22 protein-coding genes are annotated in these 26419 nt (G+C 68.4%); 9 read left to right on the top strand and 13 right to left on the bottom strand.

The genetic code is table 11. The features are described 5' to 3' along the window. Nucleotides 1-30: 30 nt before the first annotated feature. The 8 genes from LTI14_RS00715 to LTI14_RS00680 form a co-directional block, all read right to left on the bottom strand. Nucleotides 31-789, bottom strand: coding sequence for a metal-dependent transcriptional regulator (locus LTI14_RS00715; RefSeq protein WP_241464284.1), 759 nt, complete (start codon nt 787-789; stop codon nt 31-33). After that, nucleotides 790-1701 (bottom strand): metal ABC transporter permease, encoded by a 912-nt coding sequence (locus LTI14_RS00710; protein WP_241464285.1) that lies wholly within the window; start codon nt 1699-1701, stop codon nt 790-792. 16 nt (nt 1702-1717) lie between these two features. Then, nucleotides 1718-2503, bottom strand: a complete 786-nt coding sequence (locus LTI14_RS00705) for a metal ABC transporter ATP-binding protein (RefSeq protein WP_241464286.1) — start codon at nt 2501-2503, stop codon at nt 1718-1720. Next, a complete protein-coding gene (locus LTI14_RS00700) occupies nt 2500-3504 on the bottom strand; it encodes a metal ABC transporter solute-binding protein, Zn/Mn family (RefSeq protein WP_241469983.1) in 1005 nt (334 codons plus the stop codon). Before LTI14_RS00700 ends, LTI14_RS00705 begins: the two co-directional genes overlap by 4 nt. 136 nt (nt 3505-3640) lie before the next feature. Next, nucleotides 3641-4453, bottom strand: a complete 813-nt coding sequence (gene hisN, locus LTI14_RS00695; protein WP_241464288.1) for a histidinol-phosphatase — start codon at nt 4451-4453, stop codon at nt 3641-3643. Between the two features lie 47 nt (nt 4454-4500). Beyond that, the gene (rsgA, locus tag LTI14_RS00690; RefSeq protein ID WP_241464289.1) at nt 4501-5616 is read right to left on the bottom strand and encodes a ribosome small subunit-dependent GTPase A; all 1116 of its coding nucleotides are present in this window, start codon (nt 5614-5616) and stop codon (nt 4501-4503) included. Beyond that, a complete protein-coding gene (locus LTI14_RS00685; RefSeq protein ID WP_241475261.1) occupies nt 5613-7157 on the bottom strand; it encodes a 3-phosphoshikimate 1-carboxyvinyltransferase in 1545 nt (514 codons plus the stop codon). The genes rsgA and LTI14_RS00685 overlap by 4 nt, the downstream gene beginning before the upstream one ends. A gap of 11 nt (nt 7158-7168) precedes the next feature. Beyond that, complete coding sequence (locus LTI14_RS00680; protein WP_241464291.1) at nt 7169-7825, bottom strand: DoxX family protein; 657 nt, start codon at nt 7823-7825, stop codon at nt 7169-7171. Between the two features lie 275 nt (nt 7826-8100). Here LTI14_RS00680 and LTI14_RS00675 point away from each other — a divergent pair, with 275 nt between their 5' ends. Continuing rightward, a complete protein-coding gene (locus LTI14_RS00675) occupies nt 8101-8739 on the top strand; it encodes a sigma-70 family RNA polymerase sigma factor (protein WP_241464292.1) in 639 nt (212 codons plus the stop codon). Further along, a complete protein-coding gene (gene rsrA / locus LTI14_RS00670; protein WP_241464293.1) occupies nt 8736-9077 on the top strand; it encodes a mycothiol system anti-sigma-R factor in 342 nt (113 codons plus the stop codon). Before LTI14_RS00675 ends, rsrA begins: the two co-directional genes overlap by 4 nt. 144 nt (nt 9078-9221) lie before the next feature. On the opposite strand, the gene LTI14_RS13305 is transcribed toward rsrA, so the two are convergent. From LTI14_RS13305 to LTI14_RS00660, 3 genes are read right to left on the bottom strand one after another with little or no spacing between them, the layout of a single operon-like run. Then, nucleotides 9222-9296 carry a 50S ribosomal protein bL37 gene (locus tag LTI14_RS13305; protein WP_369699669.1) on the bottom strand — a complete coding sequence of 25 codons (75 nt, stop codon included), beginning with the start codon at nt 9294-9296 and terminating at the stop codon, nt 9222-9224. 30 nt (nt 9297-9326) lie between these two features. Next, nucleotides 9327-9986 (bottom strand): GDSL-type esterase/lipase family protein, encoded by a 660-nt coding sequence (locus tag LTI14_RS00665; protein WP_241464294.1) that lies wholly within the window; start codon nt 9984-9986, stop codon nt 9327-9329. 5 nt (nt 9987-9991) lie between these two features. Beyond that, the gene (locus tag LTI14_RS00660) at nt 9992-13942 is read right to left on the bottom strand and encodes a multifunctional oxoglutarate decarboxylase/oxoglutarate dehydrogenase thiamine pyrophosphate-binding subunit/dihydrolipoyllysine-residue succinyltransferase subunit (RefSeq protein WP_342357704.1); all 3951 of its coding nucleotides are present in this window, start codon (nt 13940-13942) and stop codon (nt 9992-9994) included. A 208-nt stretch (nt 13943-14150) separates the two neighbouring features. On the opposite strand from LTI14_RS00660, the gene guaB1 reads away from it, so the two are divergent. From guaB1 to LTI14_RS00630, 6 genes are all read left to right on the top strand, one after another. After that, complete coding sequence (gene guaB1, locus LTI14_RS00655) at nt 14151-15611, top strand: GMP reductase (protein ID WP_241464296.1); 1461 nt, start codon at nt 14151-14153, stop codon at nt 15609-15611. 127 nt (nt 15612-15738) lie between these two features. Beyond that, nucleotides 15739-17139 carry a hemolysin family protein gene (locus LTI14_RS00650; RefSeq protein ID WP_241475251.1) on the top strand — a complete coding sequence of 467 codons (1401 nt, stop codon included), beginning with the start codon at nt 15739-15741 and terminating at the stop codon, nt 17137-17139. Next, nucleotides 17136-18215, top strand: coding sequence for a hemolysin family protein (locus LTI14_RS00645; protein ID WP_241464298.1), 1080 nt, complete (start codon nt 17136-17138; stop codon nt 18213-18215). The genes LTI14_RS00650 and LTI14_RS00645 overlap by 4 nt, the downstream gene beginning before the upstream one ends. A 123-nt stretch (nt 18216-18338) precedes the next feature. Beyond that, nucleotides 18339-19454 carry a metal ABC transporter substrate-binding protein gene (locus tag LTI14_RS00640; RefSeq protein ID WP_241475249.1) on the top strand — a complete coding sequence of 372 codons (1116 nt, stop codon included), beginning with the start codon at nt 18339-18341 and terminating at the stop codon, nt 19452-19454. Next, complete coding sequence (locus LTI14_RS00635) at nt 19447-20253, top strand: metal ABC transporter ATP-binding protein (RefSeq protein WP_241464300.1); 807 nt, start codon at nt 19447-19449, stop codon at nt 20251-20253. Before LTI14_RS00640 ends, LTI14_RS00635 begins: the two co-directional genes overlap by 8 nt. Next, the gene (locus LTI14_RS00630) at nt 20253-21134 is read left to right on the top strand and encodes a metal ABC transporter permease (protein ID WP_370644380.1); all 882 of its coding nucleotides are present in this window, start codon (nt 20253-20255) and stop codon (nt 21132-21134) included. The genes LTI14_RS00635 and LTI14_RS00630 overlap by 1 nt, the downstream gene beginning before the upstream one ends. Before the next feature lie 3 nt (nt 21135-21137). On the opposite strand, the gene LTI14_RS00625 is transcribed toward LTI14_RS00630, so the two are convergent. After that, nucleotides 21138-21563 carry a Fur family transcriptional regulator gene (locus tag LTI14_RS00625; protein WP_241469976.1) on the bottom strand — a complete coding sequence of 142 codons (426 nt, stop codon included), beginning with the start codon at nt 21561-21563 and terminating at the stop codon, nt 21138-21140. 38 nt (nt 21564-21601) lie between these two features. Here LTI14_RS00625 and LTI14_RS00620 point away from each other — a divergent pair, with 38 nt between their 5' ends. Then, nucleotides 21602-22036, top strand: a complete 435-nt coding sequence (locus tag LTI14_RS00620; protein WP_241475247.1) for an HIT family protein — start codon at nt 21602-21604, stop codon at nt 22034-22036. A 49-nt stretch (nt 22037-22085) separates the two neighbouring features. Here the strand turns inward: LTI14_RS00620 and hrpA are convergent, their stop codons facing one another. Beyond that, a complete protein-coding gene (hrpA, locus tag LTI14_RS00615; protein ID WP_241475245.1) occupies nt 22086-26381 on the bottom strand; it encodes an ATP-dependent RNA helicase HrpA in 4296 nt (1431 codons plus the stop codon). Nucleotides 26382-26419 lie beyond the last annotated feature (38 nt).

Genomic DNA, 26419 nt, shown 5'->3' with positions numbered 1-26419 from the left:
CAGTACAGGATACGTCGGGGCCGGGCGGCCTCAGCGGACCACGCTTACGCGCATGGCGTGGGCCACCTCATGGGCGAGCCGGATGCTCCCGGCCGCCGCCGACTGATCGTCCTGCGTCGGGGGAGCTCCCGGGCTGTCCTGCCCTCCGGGGGTGAGCGGGGTCAGGACGACGGCGCCGCGGTCGGTGGCCTGGACCGTGACCTGCGCACCGATGGGCACCCGGTGGGTGTCCAGGGCGGAGAGCGCATCCGGCACGGCGTCGTCGACCTGCTCCAGGCGCACCTTCATCGCGGCCGGCACCCGGCAGAGCAGCAGGGTCTCGGGGTAGTCCAGCTGCAGGTCGGGACCGGGGATCGGATCACCGTGAGGGTCCACGCGTGGGTGGCCCAGCCGCACATCGAGACGGTCCACGAAGGTCTCCGAGACGGCGTGTTCGAGCCGTTCGGCCTCCTCATGGACCTCCTCCCAGCCGTATCCGAGCTCGCGCACCAGCCAGGTCTCGATCAGACGGTGCCGGCGGACCATTGCCAGGGCGAGCTGGCGTCCGGCGGGGGTCAGCGCGATCGGCGCGTAGGGGCGGTGCTCCACCAGCCCCAGGTCGGCCATCTTGCGCATCATCAGCGAGACCGAGGGGTTGGAGACGCCCAGGGTCCTGGCCAGCGCGGACGCGGTCACCGAGGCGCCGTCCCATTCGGCGAGGCCATAGATGGTCTTGGCGTAGTCCTCCACGGAGGTGGTGGCAGCCTCGATCGCGGTGGAACGGCCCTGAGCTGAGGTGCGCGGAGTCATCTAGGCGGGATCCTTCACGTCGAGGAGCGTATCGATCGAGCGGGTCGGCCTCGCCTGCTCGGAGGGTGGGCGCTGACGTCGCTGGCGCAGCCGCGGGATCATCCCTTTCACCGGGGCGAAGAGGTAGGCCAGCGCGAACTGGCCCGACTGTGCCAGCACGATCGAGCCTCCGGTGGAGATGTCGAGCCAGTAGCTGGCATAGACGCCGATCACCGCGGAGGCTGCCGCGCTGGACGCGGCGACCGCGAGCATCGGCCCGAAGCGGCGGCACAGCAGCAGTGCGGTGGCGCCGGGCACCACCAGCATAGCGACCACCAGAAGGATCCCCAGGGTCTGCAGCGCGGTCACGGTGGTCAGCGCGAGCAGGGCCAGCAGCAAGATGGACAGTGCGCCGGTGGAGAGTCCGATCGTATGGGCGTGGACCTTGTCGAAGGCCAGCAGCACGAAGCTGCGCCGCAGCGTCAACAGCACCGCCACGGTGGCCAGCCCCAGACCGGCGGTCTGCAGCAGGTCCTGCTGCGAGATGCCCAGCACATTGCCGAAGAGGATGTGGGTCAGGTGCGTCTCGCTGGGGGTCCTGGAGACCAGGACCAGGCCCAGCGCGAAGAGCGAGGTGAACACCACGCCGATGGAGGTGTCATGCTTCAGCGTCGAGCCTCCGCTGATCCCGCCGATGAGCAGCACCGCGAGCATCCCGAAGACGAAGGCGCCCAGCGCCATGGGCAGACCGAAGATGTGCGCCAGCACGATCCCGGGCAGGATCGAGTGCGCCACGGCGTCACCCATCAGGGACCAGCCCATGAGCACCAGCCAGCAGGAGAGCAGGGCGCAGACCACCGAGGAGATGATCGCCGCCGTCAGGGCGTGCTGCATGAAGGCGAACTCCATCGGTTGGACCAGCAGCTCCCACATCAGCTTGCCTCCCTCATCAGTTCGTCTCGCGCAGCACGGCGCCGAAGCTGCGGCCGAGCTGTTCCTCGGTGAGCACCTCGCCCGGCAGTCCCGCGGCGAGCACCCGCTGGTGCAGCAGCACCACCTCATCGGCGAGGTCCTCCACGCCGGCGAGGTGGTGGGTGGAGATCAGCACGGTGGTGCCCGTGGTGTCGCGCAGCGTCTTGAGCACCGAGCTGATCAGCTCCTCCGAACCGCGGTCCACGCCGGCGAACGGCTCATCGAGCAGCATCAGAGGCGCCTGCTGGGCGATCGCACGGGCCAGGAAGGCGCGCTTGCGCTGGCCTCCGGAGAGCTCACCGATCCCGCGCCGGCGCAGCTGGCTCAGGCCCACCTGGTCCAGCGCCTGGTCGCAGGCCTGCCGGTCCGCAGGGCGGGTGCGGCGGGTGAAGCCCATGTGCCCGTAGCGACCCATCATGACCACCTGCTCCACGCTGATCGGAAAGCTGGTGTCCACCTGTTCGTGCTGCGGCACGTAGCTGACCTGGTTGCGCCGTCGGGCCTTCGTCGGTTCCATGCCGAAGAGCCGCACGGTCCCGGCGGTGGGTCGGTGCAGTCCCAGCAGCGCCTTGAACAGCGTGGACTTCCCGGAGCCGTTGGCTCCCAGCAGGGCGCAGATGCTGCCCGTGCCCACGGTGATGCTGACCTCGTCCAGAGCCTGGACGCCTGGATAGCCGGCGCTCAGCTGATCGACGACGACGGCGGCAGCACCGGGTGGGGCGTCCACGCCTGTGGCTGATCCCGTGTCTATGTCAGTGCTCATCGCTGGGCTCCTTCGATGATCAGGTCCAGGTCGTGTTCCAAGAGCTCGAGGTAGCTCGGTGCCGGTCCGTCAGGCTCGGTGATCGAGTCCACGTGCAGGGGCTCGCTCAGGGTGGCGCCGGTGGTCTCGGCCACCTGCCGCTGGGTGGAGTCATTGACAGTGGACTCGCAGAAGATCGTGGGCACCTGGTGCTCCTCGACGTAGCGGATCTGCGCCTCGACCTGCTTCGGGCTTCCCTCGTCCTCGGCGTTGAGCGGCCACAGGTAGTGCTCGCCGAGATCCAGGTCCTTCGCCAGGTAGCTGAAGGCGCCCTCGCATGTCACCAGGTGGATCTCACCGTCCTGCTGCAGCGGTGCCAGCCGCTCCTCGGCCTGGTCCCAGACCGCTTGGATCTGCTCCCGGTAGCGGCCGGCGTTCTCGGTGAACTGCTCGGCGTCGGCGGGGGAGAGCTCGCTCAGTGCGGCCTCGATGTTGTCCACATAGACCATGGCCTGTGCCGGAGACATCCAGGCGTGCGGGTTGACCGGCAGCTCGGCGGTCTCCTCCGCGCCGGCACTCTCGGAAGCCCCGGGGTCCTCGACGTCGTCGGACTCGCCGGAGCCCGGAGAAGCTTCGGGCAGCCGGGTGACCGGCAGGGTCTCCACCGACTCGGAGAGCATCACCACCTCCGCCGAAGAATGGCTCAGGAACTGCTCGTACCAGGCCTCCAGGCCCAGTCCGTTGAAGAAGATCACGTCCGCCGCTGCGGCATCGCGGAGATCGCCGGGGGTGGGGGAGTACTCGTGCACCTCGGCGCCGGGCGGGGTGATGGAGCGGGTGTCCACCAGGTCGCCGCCCACGGCCCGGGTCATGTCTGCCAGCACCGAGAAGCTGGTGAGCACCACGGGAGGCTGGTCCTCCGTGGAGGCGCCCTGCTCATCGGAGTTCGCCGCGGCACAGCTGCTCAAGGCCAGGGCGCAGATCAGTCCGGCGGTGACAGTGAAGAACCTGGTGTGGCGCATGCCCACAGTATGATTTAGGCACACCTAAAACTGCAAGTGGGGCCGGCAGGACGAAGCAGACCCGGCTCTGACAGCGCTGCTGGGCTCAGGAAGGTGCTGGACCCAGGCCTGTGCTGGACCCAGGCCGGGGCGGAACTCAGAACGGGGCGGGGCGATCTGCGGCGAGCGCGCCCAGGGCGGCCTCGTGGAGCAGACCGTTGGTGGCCAGGCCGTTGGCACCGGTGCATCCGGGCTCACCGTCCAGGGAGGTGAAGATGCCGCCGGCTTCGCGGATGATCGGCACCAGGGCCGCCATGTCGTGCAGGCTCAGCTCCGGTTCGGCGGCCATGTCCACCTGACCCTCGGCGACCATGCAGTAGGACCAGAAGTCGCCGAAGGCGCGGGTGCGCCAGACGGTCTCGGTGAGCTCCAGGAAGTTCTGGCTGCGGCCGATCTTCCGCCACCCGGCGAGCGAGGAGTAGGAGAAGAACGCGTCCTCGAGCTGGGGCACCTTCGAGACCTGGAGCCGCTTGGCCGAGGCGAGGGCCTTGCCGGTATAGGCGCCGCCGTCCTTGGCCGCCCACCAGCGCCGACCCAGCGCGGGTGCGCTGACCAGTCCGACCACCGGTTCGCCGTCATCGACCAGCGCGATCAGCGTGGCCCAGGCGGGCACCCCGCGGATGAAGTTCTTGGTCCCGTCGATCGGGTCGATGACCCACTGGCGCGGTCCGGATCCGGTGGAGCCGAACTCCTCGCCCAGGATGGCGTCGCGGCCGCGGGCCCGGCTGAGCTGGCCGCGGATGAGCTCCTCGGCCTGGCGATCAGCCTCGGTGACCGGGGTCAGATCGGGCTTGGTCTCGACCTCGAAGTCCATGGAGGAGAAGAAGGACATCGTCTTCGCATCCACGGAATCGGCGATCATATGCGCCAGGCGCAGGTCATCGGTGTAGGCGCTGGTGCTAAGGCTCATAGCGCCACGCTAGCAATCACCGAGCGGCAGGACCCGCATTCACGGCTTTACGCGCCGAGCCGCTTCTCTTCCGGACCGTCCTCGGTGCCCGCCATGGACCTGATCAGACCGCGCATCGAGGCCAGCCGGGCGGCGCCGTGGTCGCCGGCGTGGCCATCGGCCACCCAGGCGTCCAAGGCGCAGCCCCCCTCGGGGGAGACGTGGGCGCAGCCGGACTCGCAGGCCGCGGAGCCTTCGACCAGATCGGAGAAGGCGCCGAGCACATCGTCGGGGGCGACATGGGCCAGGCCGAAGGTGCGCACCCCGGGGGTGTCGATGATCCAGGAGTTCCGTGCTGCGGCGACGTCGAGGGAATCGGCAGGCTCCAGGTTCAGTGCGACGGCGGAGGAGGAGGTGTGCCGGCCGCGCCCGGTGACCGCGTTGACCCCGCTGGTGGCCCGATCCGCGCCGGTCAGGGCGTTGACCATGGTGGACTTGCCCACCCCGGAGTGTCCGATCATCGCGGTGACCCGTTCGGTCAGCGAGCTGCGCAGCGCGATGACCGCGGCGGAGTCCAAGGTGGGGGTGCCCGAGGCTGTGCCGGTGGCCTGCTGGGAGACCACGGTCTGCAGGTCCAGCTCCGCGTAGTGGCTGATCAGTCCGGCCGGATCCGCAGGGTCCTCGACCAGGTCGGCCTTGGTGACCAGCAGGATCGGGGTGATCCCGGCGTCGTAGGCTGCGACCAGGGCCCGGTCGATGAATCCGGTGCGTGGGGCAGGATCCGCCGCTGCGACCACGATCAGCAGCTGATCAGCGTTGGCGACGATCACCCGTTCGGCGTCGTCGGTGTCCTCGGCGCTGCGGCGCAGCAGCGTGGAGCGCTCCTGGATCCGGATCAGCCGGGCCAGTGAACCCGCATCGCCGGTGGTGTCCCCGACCAGGCCCACGATGTCGCCCGGGACCACCGGGGTGCGGCGCATCGCACGCGCGCGCACTGCGGAGATGATCCGCTCTCCGCCGTCGGGGTCATCCAGGCGCACCGTGTAGCGCCCGCGGTCCACCGTGACGACCCGGCCCAGCTCGGCGTCGGCGTAGTCGGGTGACTCCTTGGTCCGGGGTCGGGAGCCCTTCTTGTTCGGGCGCACTCGCACGTGGGACTCGTCCCAATCGGCCCAGCGGTTCATCCGCGCGCCCCCGATGCGGAGACAGACCCGGAGCCGGGCACGGAGTCAGCCGCGGAGCCAGGCCCGACGCCAGGCGCGGCGTCCGACGCCGGCGCCAGCAGCCCTGCCCAGAGCTGCGGGAAGTCAGGCATGGTCTTCGCGGTGCAGGCGATGTCTTCGACCTCGACGTCGTCGAGCACCAGACCGAGCACCGCGCCGAAGGTGGCCATCCGGTGATCGGCATAGCTGCGCACCAGACCGCCATGGGTCACCGGTGAGGTGACCTCGAACCCGTCCTCGGTCTCCTCCGCAGACCCGCCGAGTCGGCGGATCTCCGTGACCAGGGCCGCGATCCGATCCGTCTCGTGTCCGCGCAGGTGCCCGACCGAGGTGAACAGTGTGGGGCTCTGGCAAAGGGCGGCGAGGGCCGCCACCGTGGGGGTCAGCTCGGCGGTGCCGTCCACGGCGCCGGGGGTGCGCAGCTGCGTGCCGCGGACTCGCAGGGTCACCGTGGTGGGGGTCTCCGGGTCCGTCTCGATCTGGGCGCCGAAGGCCGGCAGCAGCTCGGTCCAGCGGCGTCCGATCTGGGCGGAGACGATCGGCCAGCCGCGCATGGTCACCTCTCCGCCGGTGACGGCGGCCGCGCAGAGGAAGGGTCCGGCATTGGAGAGGTCCGGCTCCACGCGGACGCTGAAGGCCCGGATCTCGCCGGGCTCCACCCGCCAGGTGTGCTTCGCGGGGGAGCTGACCTTCACCCCGACCTCGGTCAGCACCTGCAGCGTCATCTCCACATGCTCCAGCGAGGGCACCGATTCGCCGACATGACGCAGCGTGAGTCCGTGCGGCATCCGTGCCGCGGTGAGCAGCAGCCCGGAGACGAACTGGGAGGAGGCTGAGGCGTCTATGGTGATCTCTTCCCCGGTGATGCCCGCCGGGGCGTGCACGGTGAACGGCAGATGGCCCTCGCCGCCGGGTGCGGGAGCGCCCGGGCCGGTGATCTCGACGCCGAGATCGCGCAGCCCGTGCTGGACCGCGCCCATCGGGCGGACGCGGGCCTCGGGGTCGCCGTCGAAGTGGACCCGTGCGCCGGTCAGCGCGGCCACGGCTGGCATGAACCGCATCACGGTGCCGGCCAGGCCGCACTCGATGCTCACCGCCCCGGTGGTCGGGGCGGTGCCGGAGGAGTCAGCGGTGCCGGGAGAGTCAGCGGCGGAAGAGTCAGCGCCGGAAGAGTCAGGGATGGGGCCGGGGTGAGAGGCGCTGGTGAGGGCCGGAAGCGGGGAGATCCGCACGGCGGGGACCCCGGAGTTCTCCCAGTCCGGAATGTGCTCCACGACGCTGCCCAGGGCCGCCAGCGCATCGAGCATCAGCCGGGAGTCCCGGGACCGCAGCGGGTTGATGACCACGGACGGGCCGTCGGCGAGGGCGGCCAGGAGCAGGTAGCGGTTGGTCAGGGACTTCGACCCGGGAACGGTGACCTCTGCGCGCAGAGGTGCCCCCGCCCGTGGCGCAGGCCACGGCTGCGGGGGCACCGATGCAGCGTGTGTAGATGTAGTGCTCACGTCGCTAGGTTCTACGCTCCGACCTTCTTCTTGGCGCTCTTGACACCCTTGTTGGCACCCTTGGAGGCGTTGGTGATCGCCTTCAGGGCATCCTTCTCGGCGCGCTGGAAGTTCTTCTTGGCGTGCTTCTCGAAGTCGCGCACCTTCTTGGTGGCATCGCTGCCGAGATCATCAGCCCACTTGAAGGTCTTGTCGCCGAACTTGGCGCCCTTCTTGCGGGTGGTCTTGGCCAGGTGCTCGGCGCGCCAGCCCAGCGACGGCTTGCCGTCGAGGTCCACCATGGCCAGGCTCAGGCCGCCCAGGATGGAGGCGTTCTTCAGCAGCGTCTTGCGCTGAGCGGTGACGTCAGAGTCACTCTCGATCTCAGCGTTGCGGTATTCGGCATAGCTGTTGAACTTGTGGACTCCTGCCAGCATCAGGGCCGAGGCGCGGGGGAACCGGCCCAGCGCCAGTGCGGTTCCGGCAACGACCTCGACACCGCCCAGGACCTGGGTGGTGAGCTTGGCGTTGGAGACCAGGGGTTCGGCCTGGGGGAGAAGTGAGCCGATCTCCTCGAGGGTGGACCCGATTCGCGCCGAGGCATCATCGGTGTTGCGCAGGCGGTCGACACCGCTGGCGATGAAGCTCGCGCCCAGCAGTGGGCGGGCGAATTTACGAAGCAGAGACATAGTGTCCTCCTGTAGGAGTGTGGCGCTGAAGCATCGTTCAAGGTCCAATCTACCCAATCAGGGCTGTCACGGGAATCAGCAGGCCCTATGGGCGCTCATCCGACGCGGATGCGGCGCTCATCCGGTGCGGACGTCAGGTGACGAGCAGGAATGCACAGCGCGGCGTCGTCGTTGTGCCCTTTATGACCACGCCGACTCTCACCCCGAAGCGCGTCCGCGCCCCCACACCTGACGCCCGACGACCGGTGTGCGCTGTGCGAGTAGACTCAGAGGTGATGGAAAAGCCCGCAGCCACCGGCACCGACGCTGATTCAAGCAGCGTCGTCGTCGCCGAAGAGACCGAACAGCAGCGTCGCGTGCGTTTTGAGAGCGAGGCTCTCCAGTACGTGGACCAGCTCTACTCAGCTGCCATGCGGATGACGCGCAATCCGCAGGACGCTGAAGACCTCGTGCAGGAGGCCTATACCAAGGCGTACTCCGCATTCCACCAGTACAAGCCCGGCACGAATCTCAAAGCCTGGCTCTACCGGATCCTGACCAACACCTACATCAACATCTACCGGAAGAAGCAGCGCCAGCCCCTGCAGGCCAACACGGACACCGTGGAGGACTGGCAGATGGCCCAGGCCGCAGAGCACACCTCTTCGGGGCTGCGCTCGGCTGAGGCAGAAGCGCTGGATCATCTGCCTGACTCCGACGTCAAGGACGCGCTGCAGCAGATCCCCGAGGAGTTCCGCCTGGCGGTCTACTTCTCCGATGTCGAGGGATTCGCCTATAAAGAGGTCGCCGAGATCATGAACATCCCGATCGGCACGGTGATGTCGCGACTGCACCGCGGCCGGAAGCTGCTGCGCGAACTCCTGAAAGACTATGCCCGCGAACGTGGCTTCAAGAAGCAGGAGGCCAAACCATGAACGACCAAGATCGCAGCCAGGCCACCGAGGTCAGCCCCGGGAAATGGCTTGATGAGAACTGCAGAGACGGTGACTGCACCGAGAAGCAGACCCGCATGGAGCGCATCTACGAGTACGCCGACGGTGCGCTGAGCCGGGAGGACATCGATGAGGTCGAGGCCCACCTGCATGCCTGCCCGGAGTGCGCCGACGACTACGACCTGGAGTGCATCATCCGCACCGTGGTCCGCCGCTCCTGCGCCGAGCGCGCACCGGAGACGCTGAAGGTCACGATCCTGGAGCGGATCAGTCAGATCCGCGTCGAGGCAGGACACCAGCAGGACGACGACCAGTCCTGAGCCGGCACCAGCCCTGAACCTCGGGCTCGCCTCAAGCCCTGAGCATGACAGAACCCCCTGCAGAGATTCTCTGCAGGGGGTTCTGTGTTCTGCGCTGCCGCTTCGAAACGCGTCAGCCGCAGCAAGGGCCTTGGACCACTGAGATCAGGAGTTGGGGCGCTTGCCGTGGTTGGCGTTCTTCTTGCGACGTGCGCTGCGCTTGCGTCCACGCTTGCTCATGATGAACTCCTTTCGTCGGCTGGGGTAATTCTAGGCCACGGGCTCTTGGAGCCCTAACCACGGATACCACCCGCGGTGCAGCACCAGCCAGGCGATCAGACCATAGCCTGCCTGGCCGGGGAGTCCGCCGTTGGCCGCGAGGTCGCTGCGCCACTGTTCGTGGCTGACCAGGGGCGTGTAGGCGTCCACATAGACATGTGAGCGCCGTGAGGCCACGTCCCGGTAGGCCGCGTTGAGCTCGGAGATCCGCTGGTTGCGCTCCGCATCCAGGGTCGGGACCGGCCCGAGCACCAGGCACCGGATGCCCTCCTGGGAGGCCCGGTCCAGGATATTGGCCAGGTTCAGCCGGGATCGGGCGGAGGAGGTGGCGCTGTAGAGGTCCGTGTCGTTCAGCGCGATGACCAGATGACGCTCGGGTGTGCCGCCGTCCGTCGTGGCGCCGGAGAACCGGGCGACGGCCTCGTCCTGCCACCGCTCGGAGAGCGCCTCGGTGCCCTCACCGGGCATGGCCAGGGCGTAGCTCTCCAGGGTGAGTCCCTCGATCGGAGTCTTGGAGATCACCCGACCGAACCACCCCAGCGCCCGGGGGTCACCGACGCCGCTGAGCAGCTCGTCGCCCAGGGCGACGATGCGCACGTGGCGCCGGTGACCGGAGGCTGCGGCTCTGAGATCCTGAGTGGAGTGTTCCATCCGGTTCACAGGTCCAGGTGCGGGAAGGCCTTGCTGAGCAGGCCCTCCAGCTCCTTGGCGTGACGCTTGGCCTGCCCCACCGAGGTGGCGGCAGACTCAGCGCGCGAGACCAGCTTGAGCTCCTGCTTCAGCAGCGGACGCAGGTTCATGCCGAGGAACGGCCATGGACCCTGGTTGACCGGCTCGTCCTGGGCGTAGACGACCTCCTCTGCCGAGGAGTAGCGGTCCAGCTCGGCCTGCAGCTCCTCCACCGGCATCGGGTAGAGCTGCTCGAGCCGCACGATCGCGGTGGCCTCGTCCTTGTGCTTGTTCCGGGTGGCGACGAGGTCGTAGTAGAGCCGGCCTGAGACGATCAGGACGCGCTTGACCTTCGCGGCGTCCACTTCCCGGTCCGGGATCACCTCCTGGAAGGTGCCCGTGGTGAAGTCCTCCACCGAGTTCGCCGCAGCCTTCAGGCGGAGCAGCTGCTTCGGTGAGAAGACGATCAGCGGACGGCGCGGACGCGCCACCGCCTGACGGCGGAGCAGGTGGAAGTAGTTCGCACCCGAAGAGGGCAGCACCACGGTCATGTTGTCCTCGGCGCAGAGCTGCAGGAAACGCTCGGGACGGCCTGACGAATGGTCCGGTCCCTGGCCCTCATAGCCGTGCGGAAGCAGCATGACCACCGAGGAGTTCTGGCCCCACTTCTGCTGGGCGGTGGCGATGAACTCGTCGATGATGATCTGGGCGCCGTTGACGAAGTCGCCGAACTGAGCCTCCCAGAGCACCAGCGCATTCGGGTTCTCCACGGAGTAGCCGTATTCGAAGCCCAGTGCGCCGTATTCGGAGAGCAGCGAGTCATAGATGAAGAACCGGGCCTGATCCTCGGTCAGGTTCTTCAGCGGGTACCACTCGTCGCCGTTGACCCGGTCGTGGAAGACCGCGTGGCGCTGCACGAAGGTGCCGCGGCGCGAGTCCTGACCCGCCAGACGGACCTCGGTGCCCTCCATGAGCAGCGAGCCGAAGGCCGCGATCTCCGCGAAGCCCCAGTCGATGCCGCCTTCGCGGGCCATCTTGGCCCGCTTCTCCAGCAGCGACTTCAGCTTCGGGTGCGGGGTGAAGCTCTCCGGGATGTTGGTGTGGACCTCGCCGATGTGCGCGAGGGAGTCCTCACTGATCTTGGTGTCATCGCCTTCACGGTCCGGGGTGCTGGTCTCGTCCTCGGAGGCGGTCGGGGCCATGCCCCGGGTGCCGGAGGCGTCGGGATCAGCCGTGGAGATCGGCTGGGTCTGGGCGGCGTGGGTCTCGGTGAAGACCCGCTCCAGCCGCTGGCGGAAGTCCCGCAGCGCCTGGTCGGCCTCTTCCTGGGTGATGTCGCCACGTCCGACCAGCGCCTCGGTGTAGAGCCGACGCGTGGTGCGCTTGGCCTCCACCAGGTTGTACATCTTGGGCTGGGTCATCGAGGGATCGTCACCCTCGTTGTGACCGCGTCGGCGGTAGCAGACCAGATCGATCACGACGTCCTTGTTGAACCGCTGGCGGTAGCGGAAGGACAGCTGGGCCACGCGGGCCACCGACTCCGGGTCATCGGCGTTGACGTGGAAGATCGGCGCCTGGATGGCCTTGGCCATATCGGTGGAGTAGGTCATGGACCGAGCCGCCGAGGGGGCGGTGGTGAAGCCCACCTGGTTGTTCACGACCACGTGCACGGTGCCGCCGGTGCGGTAGCCGCGCAGCTGGGACATGTTCAGCGTCTCCGCGACCACGCCCTGGCCGGCGAATGCCGCATCGCCGTGGACCAGCAGCGGCATCACCGAGAAGGAGTCCAGTGCATCCGCGCCCTGGTTGATTCGGTCCTGCTTGGCGCGCACCACACCTTCGAGGACGGGGTTGACCGCCTCCAGGTGTGAGGGGTTCGCGGCCAGGTAGACGCTGGTGGAGTTGCCGCGGTCCGAGGTGAAGGAGCCCCGGGTGCCCAGGTGGTACTTCACGTCGCCCGAGCCGGTGCCGGCCTCGCGGCCCTCGAACTCGCGGAAGACCTGTGCGTGGGTCTTGCCGGCGATGTTGGTGAGCACGTTGATGCGTCCGCGGTGAGCCATGCCGATCGCGACCTCGTCGAGGCCCTCATCGGCCGCCTCGGAGAGGATCGTGTCCAGCAGCGGGATCAGCGATTCGCCGCCCTCGAGCGAGAAGCGCTTCTGCCCGACGAACTTGGTCTGCAGGAAGGTCTCGAACGCCTCGGCCGCATTGAGCCGGCCCAGGATCCGGAACTGCTCGTCCCGGGTGGGCTTCTCGTAGGGATGCTCGATCTCGTCCTGGAACCACTGGCGTTCCTCGGGGGACTGGATGTGCATGTATTCCACGCCGGTGCTGCGGCAATAGGTGTCGCGCAGCACGCCCAGGATGTTGCGCAGCGGCAGCATGGAATTGCCGCCGAAGCCGCCGGTGGGCCATTCGCGGTCGAGGTCCCACAGGGTCAGCCCGTGAGACTCGATGTCGAGGTCCGGGTGGCTGCGCATCTGGTACTCCAGCGGGTCCACCGAGGCCATCAGGTGACCGCGGACCCGGTAGGAGTGGATGAGCTGCTGGATCCTGGCGACCTTGTTGATCTGGTCCTCAGGGTTGACCTGGATGTCGGCGGACCATGCGATGGGCTCATACGGGATCCGCAGGGCTTCGAAGATCTCCTCGTAGAAGCCCTCCTTGCCGAGCAGGTACTGGTGGATGGTCTTGAGGAACTCACCGGACCCGGCGCCCTGGATGACGCGGTGGTCATAGGTGGAGGTCAGCGTGATGACCTTGGAGACGGCGAGGTTGTTCAGCGTCTTCTCCGAGGCGCCCTGGAACTCGGCGGGGTACTCCAGCGCGCCCACGCCCACGATCACGGCCTGGCCCTTGGAGAGCCGAGGCACAGAGTGCACGGTGCCGATGCCGCCGGGGTTGGTCAGCGAGACGGTGGTCCCGGCGTAGTCCCCGGGGGTGAGCTTGTTGTCCCGGGCGCGCTTGACGACGTCGTCGTAGGCGGCCCAGAACTCGGTGAAGCTCATCTCCTCGGCGGCCTTCATGTTCGGCACCACCAGCGCACGGGTGCCGTCGGGGCGGGGCATGTCGATGGCCAGCCCGAAGTTCACATGGGCCGGGTGAACAGCCACCGGCTTGTTGTCCTGCACGTCATAGGTGACGTTCATCGACGGGTGCTTGCGCAGCGCCTTGAGCAGGGCATAGCCGATCACATGGGTGAAGGAGACCTTGCCGCCGCGGGTGCGCCTGAGGTGATTGTTGATCACGGTGCGGTTGTCGATGAGCAGCTTCGCCGGCACCGCGCGCACCGTGGTGGCGGTGGGCACGGTCAGCGAGGCGTCCATGTTCGCCGCGATGGCCTTGGAGATGCCCTTCAGCGGCATCACCTTGTCCTCCTTCTCCTCCTTCGTCGCCGACTCGGCCTTGGCGGCAGAGGGCTCGGAAGGGATGGGAGTGCTGGAGGAGCCTTCGGACTTCTTCGTCGTCGGGGTCCGCGGGGCCACCGGCTTGCTGACCGAGGGGCCCTTCTCGCCGGCCGGCTTCTGCGACTTCTCGGGCTCGGCGGGCTTCGCGGTGGCCGGAGTGGTCTCAGCGGTGGACTCGCGCTGGTTGTCCGCGCTGGGCTTGGAGTCCGCGGCAGGCTTCGCCGGAGACTTGGCGGCCGACTTCTCACCTGAGGCGGTGCTGGCCTTCGCGGCACCGTTGCTGTCGGACCCGGCAGCCTTGCCGGAGCTGGAGCTGCTCTTCGGCTCGGCGGGGGTGGCCGCCGTCGGCGCAGGGGCGGAGGAGGTGCCGGACGGACGGGAATCACCGTCGCCCTCGAGCTGGCGGAAGATCTCAGCCCACTTCCGATCCACCGAATCCGGATCGTCCTTGAACTTGTCGTATATGTCGGCGACCAACCATTCGTTCCCCGGGAATTCCTCGGCAAGACGGCTGGACGTTAGCTCTGGCACTGTGGATACGCCTCTTCCATTGTGTTGTGTAGTTATCCGGCACAGCTTCGTGCACGTGGATCTTCACCTCGTCCAAGCATAGTGACTTTGTGCACCGTGCCGCCACCGGCCACGGTATCGTGTCAGGGGCCGCTGCCTCAGCGCCTGCGCCGCTGAGCTGAACCGGCGGCGAGCATCGTCACCAGCACTACGAAGGGCGCGGATCCCCGTGAGATTCCTGAACGAGCCGATCACCGATCTGACCTACTCCGACGTCTTCCTGGTCCCTTCGCGATCCCACACCCAGTCACGGATGAGCGTCGACCTCTCCGCCGAGGATCCCACGGGCTCCACCATTCCAGTGGTGGCCGCGAACATGACCGCCGTCACGGGGCGTCGCATGGTGGAGACCATGGCGCGCCGCGGCGGACTCGGGGTCCTGCCCCAGGATGTCCCGCTCGAGGTCATCCGGCAGGTGACCGACTGGGTCAAGTCCTGTCATCCGGTGCTGGAGACCGCTCTGAAGGTCCATCCCACAGACACCATGCTCGATGTGCTGCACCTGCTGGACAAGCGCAACCACGACGCCGTCTGCGTGGTCGACGAGGACCTGCGCCTGGCCGGCGTGGTCACCGCCAACGACGGGCTCGGAGTGGACCGCTTCTCCTCCGTGGCGTCGGTGATGCGGATTCCCCCGCTCCGCTTCACAGCCGAGGAGGTGCTCACCGACGCCGGCCTGGAACAGGCCTTCATCGCGATGGACGCCGCCGGCGCCGAGTACGCCCCGGTGACCACCTCCGACGGCACTCTCGCCGGGGCGCTGACCCCGCGCGGGGCGCTGCGCTCGACGCTCTACCGGCCCAACCTCGACGCGAAGTCCCGGCTGAAGGTCGCCGCGGCGGTGGGCATCAACGGCGACGTCGCCGGCAAGACCGAGGCGTTGCTCGGCGCCGGGGTCGATGTGCTGGTGGTCGACACCGCTCACGGGCACCAGCAGAAGATGTTCGAGGCGCTCACCGAGGTGCGCGCGACCGTGGAGGCCTCCGGACTGCAGGTCCCGATCGTGGCCGGCAACGTGGTCACCGCCGACGGCGTGCGCGAGCTCATCGAGGGCGGCGCGGACATCGCCAAGGTCGGAGTCGGACCGGGTGCGATGTGCACCACCCGGATGATGACCGCGGTGGGCCGCCCGCAGTTCTCCGCGGTGCTCGAATGCGCCGCGGCCGCCCGCGAGATGGGCAAGCATGTCTGGGCCGACGGGGGAGTGCGCTACCCGCGCGACATCGCCCTGGCCCTGGCCGCCGGGGCCTCCCAGGTGATGGTCGGATCCTGGTTCGCCGGGACCTATGAGTCGCCCGGCGACATGCTCACCGGGATCGACGGACGGCGCTATAAGGAGAGCTTCGGGATGGCCTCCTCGCGAGCCGTGCAGAACCGCACCGCCACGGAGAGCGCCTTCGCGCGGGCCCGGAAGTCGATCTTCGAAGAGGGCATCTCAACCTCGCAGATGTACCTGGACCCGGCGAAGCCCGGAGTCGAAGACCTGCTGGACTCCATCACGGCCGGGGTGAGGTCCGCGATGACCTATGCCGGAGCCACCTCGCTGCACGAGTTCCGCCAGCGCGCCGTCGCCGGAGTCCAGTCCGCCGCCGGATATGAGGAGGGCAAGCCGCTTTCCGGTTCCTGGTGATCCAGGCGGTAAGCTCTGAGATCTCATGGAGCATCGACAACCTGGCCGCGGCCCGCACCTGATCCACGCCCACCCCCTGATCCACACGCCCGAGGCGCAGCGCCTCGGCCGGGGGTGGCTGCGCTAAGTGGAACTGCTTCTGCTCGGCCTGGGGTTCCTGCTGATCCTGGGCACCGGGTTCTTCGTCGCCGTCGAATTCTCGCTGGTCGCTCTGGACCAGCCCACCGTCCAGCACGCGATCGATCGCGGAGACAGGTCTGCTCCGGCGGTGATGCGGTGCCTGAAGTCGCTCTCCACCCAGCTCTCCTCCTGTCAGCTGGGCATCACCCTGACCACCCTGCTCACCGGCTATGTGGCCGAACCGGCGCTGGGCGCGCTGCTGGCAGCCCCGCTCGAAGCCCTCGGCGTGCCCGAGCAGGCGCTCTCCGCGGTCTCGCTGACCGTGGCGCTGATCATCGCGACCATGGTCACCATGATCATCGGCGAGCTGGTCCCGAAGAACCTCGCGATCGCCGAGGCCTACGGGGTGGCCCGGGTGCTGGCGAAGCCGCAGCTGGTCTTCACCGCCGTCTTCCGCCCGCTGATCAAGGTGCTCAACGGCTTCTCCAACAAGGTCCTCCACCGCTTCGGCCTGGAGGTCAAGGAGGAGCTCTCAGGGGCTCGCACCCCGGAGGAGCTCTCCTCCATGGTGCGCCGCTCCGCGATGCTGGGCACCCTTGATGAGGGCACCGCCACCTTCCTGGACCGCACGCTGCGCTTCTCCGACCAGACCGCCGCCGACGTGATGACCCCGCGCCCGCGGATGGCCAGCGTCGACGCCGACGCCTCCCTGGAAGCCCTCATCGATCTGGCCCGGCAGACCGGGTTCTCCCGCTTCCCGGTCCTGGGAGACAGCGTCGACGACGTCCGCGGGGTGACCCACGTGAAGAAGGCCGTGGCCGTGCCCCGCGAGAAGCGCCACGGCCTGGTCGCCGCCACCGTGATGTCAGAGATCACCCGGGTGCCCGAGACCATCCACCTCGATGCGCTGCTGCCGGTGCTGCGTGAGGCCTCGCTGCAGGTGGCCATCGTGGAGGACGAATACGGCGGCACCTCCGGTGTGGTCACCCTGGAGGACCTGATCGAGGAGATCGTGGGCGAGGTCGCCGATGAACACGACCGGATCGCTCCCGGAGTGCTGCAGAGCGCCTCCGGCGACTGGTTCTTCCCCGGGCTGCTGCGCCCCGACGAGATCAACGCCCAGATCCTGGAGCTCGCCATCCCCGAGCATCCCGCCTATGAGACGGTGGCCGGCTTCATGCTGCTCACCCTGGGCCGGGTGGCCGGACTGGGAGACGCCGTCGAGGTCGACGGCGGCAGGCTGGCCGTCGTCGGGGTCGACGGTCGCCGGATCGACCGGCTCTGCTTCACCCCTGACCCACGGGCCCGCGACGCCGCGCTGCAGCACGCCGCCGCCCGGGCCGAGAAGCTGGCCGAGGACCGCGCGGACCATGTCCGTCATGCCCGCGAAAGGGGTGAACGACGATGAACCCCGACCTGATGGGCATCCTCTGGCTGGTGATCCTGCTCGGAGCCAACGCCTTCTTCGTCGGCGGCGAGTTCGCGGTGATGAGCGCCCGGCGGAGCCAGATCGAGCCGAAGGCCGAGGCCGGGTCCGCCCGCGCCAAGACCGCGCTCTACGCGATGGAACACGTCTCGCAGATGCTCGCCATCGCCCAGCTGGGCATCACGGTGTGTTCGCTGCTGATCCTGATGGTCTCCGAGCCTGCGATCCATCACCTGCTGACCGAGCCGCTGACCTCGTTCGGGCTGAGCTACACCGCCGCCAGCGTGATCGCCTTCATCATCGCCCTGGCGCTGGTCTCCTTCCTGCACGTGACCATCGGCGAGATGGTGCCCAAGAACGCCGCCGTCTCCGTGGCGGACCGCGCGGTGCTGCTGCTGGCCCCGCCGCTGGTCTTCCTCTACCGGATCCTGATGCCGCTGATCTGGGTGCTGAATCTCACCGCGAACCTGGTGCTGCGCGCCTTCGGGATCACCCCGCGCGACGAGGTGGTCTCCACCTTCACCCTGGAGGAGATGGAATCGATCGTGGCCGAGTCCAAGCGCGGCGGCACGGTGCGCGACGACGCCGGGATCATCGCCGGTGCCATGGAGTTCAGCGACTACACCGCCGCCGAGGTGATGATCCCGGTCGAAGAGGTGATCACGCTGCCGGCCGACGTCACCCCGCGCAAGGTGGAGAAGGCCGTGGGACGCACCGGGTTCTCCCGCTTCGTCAGCACAGATGATCAGGACGTCTACACCGGCTACGTGCACCTCAAGGACGTGATGAGCCTGCCCGCCTCCGCCTCCGGGGAGCCCATCCCGGTGACCGTGGTGCGCTCCCTGGGCAACATGGGCCTCACCGACGAGATCGAGGAGTGCCTGGCGCAGATGCAGCGCACCGGATCCCACCTGGCCCGCGTGATCGACGCCGAGGGCGTCACCCGCGGCATCCTGTTCCTCGAAGACGTGCTGGAGGTGCTCGTCGGCGAGATCCACGACGCCACCCAGTCCTGGGACTCCCGCCGACGGCACACGGTGAGCGCAGAGGAGAGCTGAGCGACAGAGGGAGACACGGCGCACCACGGTCTAGTTGAGATTTGTTCTCAACAAAGTCTGGCCGTACGCTGGTCTCAGCTGCTCACGCCCCGGCAGCGCCTCCCCACGACGAAAGTACGATCCATGCCCGCGCCACGTCTGCTTCCCTCCGCCGCCCTGCTGGGCGCCACGACCCTGTTGCTCAGCGCCTGCACCGGCTCGGCGGGCTCGCCCGACGAGGACGGCGGCGCCGCGGCAGACCAGGGCGAGACGCTGAGCGTGGTCACCTCCACCGACGTCTACGCCGACCTGGCCCAGCAGATCCTCGGCGACACCGCCGAGGTCACCGCGCTGGTGGACAACGCCGCGGCGGACCCGCACTCCTACGAGGCCACCCCGCAGGATCGGCTGACCGTGGACGGCGCCGACGTGATCCTCGCCAACGGCGGCGGGTATGACCCCTTCCTCACCCGTCTGGCCGCCACCTCAGGCAAGGAGGACGCGGTCTATCAGCTCATCGAGGGCGAGAATGCCCACGCCGAGGAGGACGAAGGGGAAGACGCCGAGGACGACCACGCTGACGACGAGCACGACGACGACCGTGCTGAGGACGATCACGCCGAGGACGACCGTGCTGAGGACGACCACGACGACGACCAGGCTGAGGACGACCACGCCGAGGACGACCAGGCTGAGGATGCGCACGAGGGACACGGCCACTCCGACGATTTCGTCAACGAGCACATCTGGTATGACCTGGCCGCGATGAGCGACTTCGCCCGGGACTTCCATGAGCACATGGCCGAGATCGCCCCGGAGAACGCCGAGCTCTACCAGGACAACGCCACCGCCCTCGCCGAGGAGATCGACGCCATGGATCAGCGGAACCGGGCCATCGACGCCGACGGGATGAGCTTCCTCGCCACCGAGGCCGTCTCGCAGTTCCTGCTCACCGACGCCGGCTTCGAAGACGCCACCGACCCGCAGTTCCTCGCCGCGATCGAACACGGTGACGACGTCTCGGCCCGGATCTACCAGCAGGCGCTGAGCGCCGCCGCCGATCAGGAGATCGATCTGCTCTCCTATAACCCGCAGACCGAGACCAACCAGTCCGCGCAGATCCGAGAGGCCGCCGAGGACGCCGGCGTCGCCGTCCTGGACTTCAACGAGACCATCGGCGACGAGCACGACTCCTACCTGGAGTGGATGGACGCCAACATCACCGCCGTCGAGACTCTGGTCGAGGAGTCGCGTGGCTGACCCGCTGGTGACGCTGCGCGACGCGAGCGTCGGGTTCAGCGGCCGCACCCTCTGGGAGGGTCTGGACCTTGATCTGGCTCCGGGTGAGTTCCTCGCCGTGCTGGGGCCCAACGGGGCCGGGAAGTCGACGTTCCTGAAGGTCCTGCTGGGACTGACCAGACTCACCTCTGGATCGGCAGAGATCGCCGGTGCCCCGGTTCGCCGCGGCAGCAGCCGGGTCGGCTACATCCCGCAGCAGCAGACCATGCCCGAAGAGACCCCGCTGCGCGCCCGTGACATGGTCGCGCTGGGTCTGGACGGGCACCGGTTCGGCATCCGACTGCACCCCCGCGCGCTGCGCCGCCGCGTCGATGAGCTGCTCGAGGCAGTGGGCGCCACCGCCTATGCGGACATGCCGGTGGGGCTGCTCTCCGGCGGGGAGCAGCAGCGACTGCGCGCCGCCCAGGCGCTGGCCTCGAACCCCGCCGTGCTGCTCTGCGACGAGCCGCTGCACTCGCTGGATCTGCACCATCAGCAGGCCGTCACCGAACTCATCCGACGCCAGGCCGTGGAGCGCGGCTCCGCGGTGGTCTTCGTGACCCACGAGATCAACCCGGTGATCGAACACGTCGACCGGGTGCTCTACTTCGCCCGCGGACAATACCGGATCGGCACCACCGCCGAGGTCATGCGCTCCGAGGTGCTCTCCGAGCTGTACGGCTCCTCGGTGGACGTCATCGAGCACAAGGGACGGCTTCTGGTCATGTCCGCCCATGACGAGGGCTGCCACCACCACCCCGAGGAGCTGGCGCTGCCATGATGGAGACGCTGACCGGCTCATTCACCACCGAAGGCTATTGGGAGCTGTTCTCCCTGGTCCGGAACTCGGTGATCACCGCCGGTGTGCTCGGCCTGATGGGCGGCCTGATCGGGGTCTTCATCATGCTCCGCCGGACCGCTCTGGTGGTCCACGGCATCGCCGAGATCTCCTTCGCCGGAGCGGCCCTGGCGCTGCTCATCGGAGTCGACGTCGTCGCCGGTTCAGCGCTGGGCGCCGTCGCAGCCTCGGTGCTGATCGGGGTGCTCAGCCTGAAGGACCGAGACACCTCCGCCGTGACCGGGGTGCTGATGCCCTTCGGACTCGGACTCGGCATCCTCTTCCTCTCGCTCTACCAGGGGCGCAGTGCGAACAAGTTCGGGCTGCTCACCGGGCAGATCGTCGGCGTGGACGACATCCAGACGCAGACCCTGGTGACCGGTGCCGTGGTGATCAGCATCGTGCTGCTGCTGATCTGGCGCCCGCTGATGTTCGCCTCGGTGGACCCGCAGCTGGCCCGGGCCCGCGGGGTCCGGGTCAACCTGCTCTCCATGGTGTTCATGGTGCTGCTCGGCGTCGCAGTGGCGATGTCGGTCCAGGTGGTCGGGGCGCTGCTGGTGCTCGCGCTGCTGGTGGTGCCTGCGGCGGCAGCGCTGAAGGTCACGGTGCGTCCGTATCTGGCAGTGCTGCTCTCGATGCTCTTCGCGCTGATCTCCTCGGTGGGCGGGATCATGCTCGCGATCACCGGCACGGTGCCGATCAGCCCCTACATCACCACGATCTCCTTCATGATCTACGTGGTCTGTGTGCTCGTCGGCCGCGGCGGTCGCAACCGCCGACGTCAAGCCGCAGCCGTGCTGACCGGCTGGCCGCTGACCGCCTGAGCCTCAGCTGCGGGCGATGGCGGCGCAGCTGGCGCAGAGCCCGAAGATCTCCAGCGTGTGCCGGACCTCGGTGAAGTCGTGCTCCTGCGCGAGCGTGGTCGCCCAGTCCTCGATGACGGGGGCCTCGAACTCAACGGTGAGGCCGCAGGAGCGGCACACCAGGTGATGGTGGTGCTCCTCGCGCTCACAGAGCCGGAAGATCGCCTCACCGTCGTCGGGGCGCAGCACGTCGACGAGTCCCTCTTCCTGATGTGACTGCAGCACCCGGTACACCGTGGCCAGGGAGACCTTCTCGCCGCGACCGTCGAGGATCTTGTGCAGATCCTGGGCGCTGACGAAGTCGTCGAGGGAGTGCAGGGCGGCCCAGACGGCACGTTTCTGTCGCGTGGATCGGCCGCGTGCCGGAGGGGTGGAGGTTCTCTCGTTCATGCTCGTTCCAGACTAGCAGTCAGGCTTAGAGTAGATGCATGAGCACAGTCTTCAGAAAGATCATTGCAGGTGAGATCCCGGGCCGCTTCGTCTGGCAGGACGAGACCTGCGTCGGGTTCCTGTCCATCGCCCCGATGGCCTACGGGCACACTCTGGTGGTGCCGCGGCAGGAGGTGGACAAGTGGACCGATGCAGAGGGCTCTCTGATGGCGCACCTGTTCCAGGTGGCGCACCGGATCGGCAAGGCCCAGGTCGAGGCCTTCGGCTCCCAGCGGGCCGGGCTGAGCATCGCCGGCTTCGAGGTGCCGCACCTGCATCTGCATGTCTGGCCGTCGAACTCGATGTCCGATCACAGCTTCGCCCATGCCGACGACGACCCGGACCAGTCCCGGATGGACGAGTCCGCCGAGAAGCTGCGGGTGGCGCTGCGCCTGATGGGCGACGCCGAGCACGTCCCCGCCGAGAAGGACTGACCCACCGGCCCAGCGGCCAAGAAGCCCAGCGGCTCAGCGGCTCAGAAGCTCAGGGGCGCGAAGTCTTGATCGCGCGGCGGATCCGCTTGACCGAGACCGTCTGCGCGGTGCCCAGCTGCTGGGCGAAGAGGTTCACCCGAAACTCCTCGAGCATCCATTTCACCTGCGCAAGCTCCGCGGGCACCGGCAGCTGCGCCGGGACTGCCTCCAGCGCGGCGTCGTACTCATCCTCCAGCTCCTGGACCGCCGCCATGTCTTGGGCGTCCCGGGTCAGCCCCTGTCCTGACTCCAGCCGATCCAGCCGGGTCTTCATCGCCTGCAGGTAGCGCGGCATATGCTGCAGCTGCGCCTGGCCGGTGGCGGTGACGAAGCCGGGGTGGACCAGCTGCTGGAGCTGGGCGGTCATATCGCTCCGCGCGGCCTTCAGCGCCGGGGAGCTGACCCGCTCCAGGCGTGAGCCGAGCTCTGTGGAGAGGCTCAGGACCTGCGCGAGCACATCGGTGAGCCGCAGCACCGTCTCGATCAGCTCGGCCCGGCAGTTCCGGGCGATCACCTCGAACTCCGCCTCGCGGTAGGGCAGCTGCACGGGCACCAGGTGAGCCAGCGCCGCCGTCGTCGCATCGGAGACCAGCGATTCCACGGTGCCGTGCGGCGACTGGCTGAACGCCAGCCGCTCCCGGTTGCTCAGATGATCCAGCACGTAGCGCTGCGGGGAGGGGAGCACCTCGCGCAGCAGCGCGACGACGCCGGCCCGGTGGACCCGGGCCTGCTCGGCGGCGGAGTCCTGGATCGTGTAGGAGACGCCCTGGGCGGTCTGCTTCGCAGAGCCGGCCCCGGCACCGGCACCGTCGCCGGCCCCGCCCCCGGCACCGTTGCCGACGCTGCCGGCCGGAGCCAGGGCGGGATAGCCGATGATCTGGCGCCCGGAGACCACCGTGGTGATCTCCTGGGGCAGATCCCCGAAGGTCCACGAGGTCTGCTGCTGCCTGCCCGCCGGGACAGAGGCTGCGGGCTTCTGCGGCTTCTTGCCGCGACCGTTACGCGTCTGCGCGGCGGCGCCGGACGGAGCCGAAGACCCGGACGGAGCCGAAGACCTGGACTGAGCCTGCGATGCAGCGCCGGGGCGACCCGGCTGCGGTGCTGGCTGCCGGCCGTCGGCGGTCTGCTCCTCCGAGAGGCTGCGCCCGATGGCCTCGCGGTTCTCCCCGGAGAACCGGATCTGGAGCTCACGCAGGTCGAAGCCGCTGTCCAGGACCCGGCCGCGCTCACTGATCACCGCGAAGGTGAACCGCAGGTGCTCGGGCAGCGCGCTGGTGTCGAAGACCTCCGGATCGACCACATGTCCCTTGAGCTGGCGCAGCACCGCGGCCAGCGAGCCGGTCAGCGAGTCCACGCCCGGGGTGAAGTCCTGCTCCAGCCCGGCGCGGGCCTTCGCGGCGACGTCGGGGGCGGGGACGAAGTTCTTCCGCACCGGTTTGGGCATGTTGCGGATCAGCGCGGTGATCAGCTCGGTGCGCAGCCCGGGGATCAGCCAGTCGAAGCGCTCGGGCTGGAGCTGGTTCAGGAACACCACCGGGACCCGCACCGTGACGCCGTCGGCCGCCGCGCTGGGGGAGGAGCCGGACTCGGCGGTGTATCGGGTGGGGTTGAACTCGTACTGCAGCTCGAGCGCCAGCCCGTCGTGATCGAAGTGCTCCGGGTAGGAGTCGATGTCCAGCTCGTCGGCCGCCTGCGCCATGAGCTCGACGTCGGTGAGGTCCAGCAGCTCAGGGGTTGTGACGCGCTGGTTCTTCCACCAGGAGTCGAAGTGCCGCTGCGAGACGATGTTCTCCGGGATCCGCGCGTCGAAGAAGTTGAACAGCTCCTCATCCGAGGCGCGCAGGTCCTTGCGGCGGGTGCGGTTCTCGAGCTCGTCGAGCTCGGCGAAGCGCTCCCGGTTGCGCCGGTCGAAGTGGTGCCGGGTGGACCAGTCCCCGTCGACCAGGGCGCGCTGGATGAACAGCTCGCGGCTGTATTCGGGGTCGACCTTGGAGTAGAGCACCTGCCGGTCAGCGATCACCGGGACCCCGAAGAGGGTGACCTTCTCGGTGGCCACCACGGCGCCCTGGCGGGCGGACCAGCGCGGCTCCGAATGGCTGGTCTTCACCAGGTGCGGGGCGAGCTCCTCCACCCACGCGGGGTCGATCTTCGCCACCGAGCGCGCCCAGAGCCGGGAGGTCTCCACCAGCTCGCTGGCCATCACCCAGTCGTGGTTCTTCTTGAACAGGTGCGAACCCGGGAACACCGCGAAGCGGGTCCCGCGGGCACCCTGATAGTCCCGGGTGCGGGGATTGTAGAGACCCACATGGCTGAGCAGCCCGGAGAGCAGCGACTGGTGGATCTGGTCATGCTTAGCCGCAGGATCCACCGCGGGCAGCTTCTTGCCCCGGCGCCCGGAGGAAGCATGACGCCGGCCGGAGCCCTTTCCGCTGAACTCCACCTGATCGGCGATCTCGGTGAGCTGGCTGACCAGCTCCTGCCATTCCCGCACGCGCAGGTAGTTCAGATGTTCGCGGTGACAGAGCTTCCTGAACTGGTTGCCCGAGAGCTCGGTCTGCTTGTCCTGCAGGTAGCGCCAGAGGTTCAGCAGCGCGGAGAAGTCGGAGTTCTCATCCTTGAACCGGGAGTGGAGCTCATCGGCCTGCGCCCGCTTCTCGGCCGGACGCTCCCGGGGATCCTGGATCGAGAGCGCCGCGGTGAGCACCGTGACCTCGGGCAGGCAGTCCCGGCGGGCCGCCTCGACCATCATCCGGGCCATCCGTGGGTCCACCGGCAGCTGGGAGAGCATCCGCCCCACAGGGGTCACCGCGCTGGTGCCGCGACCCTTCCTGCCACCCGCCTGGGATCCTGAGTCGGCTCTGAGGCTCAGCGCGCCGAGCTCGGTGAGCAGCCGGACGGCGTCGTTGACCGCCTTGGAGTCGGGCTTCTGCACGAAGGGGAAGTCCAGCAGATCTTCGGGGGTCCGCGTGATGCCCATGGAGGACATCTGCAGCAGCACCGAGGCCAGGGAGGTGCGAAGGATCTCGGGATCGGTGAAGGCCGGTCGGGAGTCGAAGTCCTCCTGTGAGTACAGCCGGATGGCGATGCCGTCGCTGGTCCGTCCGGACCGGCCGGAGCGCTGATTGGCGCTGGCCTGAGAGATCGCTTCGATGGGCAGCCGCTGCACCTTCGTCCGGGTGGAGTAGCGCGAGATCCTGGCGGTGCCGGTGTCGATCACATACTTGATCCCGGGCACCGTCAGGGAGGTCTCGGCCACATTGGTGGCCAGCACGATCCGGCGGCGGCCGCCGGGGGAGAAGACCCGCTTCTGCTCCGCCATGGAGAGCCGGCCGAAGAGCGGGAGGATCTCCGAGCCGCGCAGCCGTCGGTCCGCCGCGATGGTCTCGGTGAGCGCCTCCGCCGCGTCGCGGATCTCGCGCTCCCCGGGGAAGAAGATCAGCACGTCGCCGTCGGGTTCGGCGCTGAGTTCCAGCACCGCGTCGCTGACCGCGTCGAGGAGATCCCGCTCCTCATCGGCCGCGGCCGGGACCTTGGCACCCGGCTGCGAGCCGCGCTGGGGTGTGCGCTGGGGGATGCGCGAGTCGCCGTCCTCGGTCTCACCGAAATGCTCGGACTCGTCGAAGTCCTCGAGTTCCGCCTCTGGGTTCACCGGGCGGTATCGGATCTCCACCGGATAGGTGCGTCCGGAGACCTCGATGATGGGCACGTCGGAGGTCTCCCGGGTCCAGTTCTCCGGGTCCGGGCTGAAATGCCGGGCGAAGCGCTCCGGGTCGATCGTGGCCGAGGTGACGATCACCTTGAGGTCGGGCCGGGAGGGCAGCAGTCGACGCAGGTAGCCCAGGATCACGTCGATGTTGAGGCTTCGCTCGTGGGCCTCGTCGATGATGATGGCGGAGTAGCGCTGCAGGTTCGGGTCGCGCTGGATCTCCGCGAGCAGGATGCCATCGGTCATCAGCTTCACTGCGGTGGACCCGGAGACCTCGGCGTTGAACCTCACCTGGTAGCCGATGTCGCGCCCCACCGAGGTGCCCAGCTCCTCGGCCAGCCGCTCGGCCACGGTGCGGGCGGCCAGGCGGCGCGGTTGAGTGTGGCCGATCATCCCCTGGTTGTGCAGCCCGAGCTCCAGGACCATCTTCGGCAGCTGGGTGGTCTTGCCGGAGCCGGTCTCCCCGGCGACGACGATGACCTGGTGGTCGGTGAGGGCCTTCAGGATGCGTTCGCGCTCGCCGCTGACCGGAAGCGCAGGGGGATAGGCGAGGTCCTCGGGGGACCAGGACTCGCGGCGGGCTGTTCTGGGCTCAGACATAACCCTCCAATACTAGGGTTGATGCGGGGCGCAGCCAG

The sequence above is a fragment of the Nesterenkonia sp. YGD6 genome (genome assembly GCF_022565895.1).
GTDB lineage: Bacteria > Actinomycetota > Actinomycetes > Actinomycetales > Micrococcaceae > Nesterenkonia.
Note: the sequence above shows the minus strand (reverse complement) of the source record. Positions and strands in the feature narration are given on the sequence as shown.

What these genes read in the sequence shown, in the direction of transcription:
- hisN (WP_241464288.1), bottom strand. Translation starts at nt 4,453, where the DNA reads ATGAGCCTTAGCACCAGCGCCTACACCGATGACCTGCGCCTGGCGCAT.
- LTI14_RS00700 (WP_241469983.1), bottom strand. Translation starts at nt 3,504, where the DNA reads ATGCGCCACACCAGGTTCTTCACTGTCACCGCCGGACTGATCTGCGCC.
- LTI14_RS00675 (WP_241464292.1), top strand. Translation starts at nt 8,101, where the DNA reads ATGGAAAAGCCCGCAGCCACCGGCACCGACGCTGATTCAAGCAGCGTC.
- LTI14_RS00620 (WP_241475247.1), top strand. Translation starts at nt 21,602, where the DNA reads ATGAGCACAGTCTTCAGAAAGATCATTGCAGGTGAGATCCCGGGCCGC.
- LTI14_RS00640 (WP_241475249.1), top strand. Translation starts at nt 18,339, where the DNA reads ATGCCCGCGCCACGTCTGCTTCCCTCCGCCGCCCTGCTGGGCGCCACG.
- LTI14_RS00710 (WP_241464285.1), bottom strand. Translation starts at nt 1,701, where the DNA reads ATGTGGGAGCTGCTGGTCCAACCGATGGAGTTCGCCTTCATGCAGCAC.
- LTI14_RS00625 (WP_241469976.1), bottom strand. Translation starts at nt 21,563, where the DNA reads ATGAACGAGAGAACCTCCACCCCTCCGGCACGCGGCCGATCCACGCGA.
- LTI14_RS00680 (WP_241464291.1), bottom strand. Translation starts at nt 7,825, where the DNA reads ATGTCTCTGCTTCGTAAATTCGCCCGCCCACTGCTGGGCGCGAGCTTC.
- rsgA (WP_241464289.1), bottom strand. Translation starts at nt 5,616, where the DNA reads ATGAACCGCTGGGCCGATTGGGACGAGTCCCACGTGCGAGTGCGCCCG.
- LTI14_RS00665 (WP_241464294.1), bottom strand. Translation starts at nt 9,986, where the DNA reads ATGGAACACTCCACTCAGGATCTCAGAGCCGCAGCCTCCGGTCACCGG.
- LTI14_RS00715 (WP_241464284.1), bottom strand. Translation starts at nt 789, where the DNA reads ATGACTCCGCGCACCTCAGCTCAGGGCCGTTCCACCGCGATCGAGGCT.
- LTI14_RS00630 (WP_370644380.1), top strand. Translation starts at nt 20,253, where the DNA reads ATGGAGACGCTGACCGGCTCATTCACCACCGAAGGCTATTGGGAGCTG.
- rsrA (WP_241464293.1), top strand. Translation starts at nt 8,736, where the DNA reads ATGAACGACCAAGATCGCAGCCAGGCCACCGAGGTCAGCCCCGGGAAA.
- LTI14_RS00705 (WP_241464286.1), bottom strand. Translation starts at nt 2,503, where the DNA reads ATGAGCACTGACATAGACACGGGATCAGCCACAGGCGTGGACGCCCCA.
- hrpA (WP_241475245.1), bottom strand. Translation starts at nt 26,381, where the DNA reads ATGTCTGAGCCCAGAACAGCCCGCCGCGAGTCCTGGTCCCCCGAGGAC.
- LTI14_RS00645 (WP_241464298.1), top strand. Translation starts at nt 17,136, where the DNA reads ATGAACCCCGACCTGATGGGCATCCTCTGGCTGGTGATCCTGCTCGGA.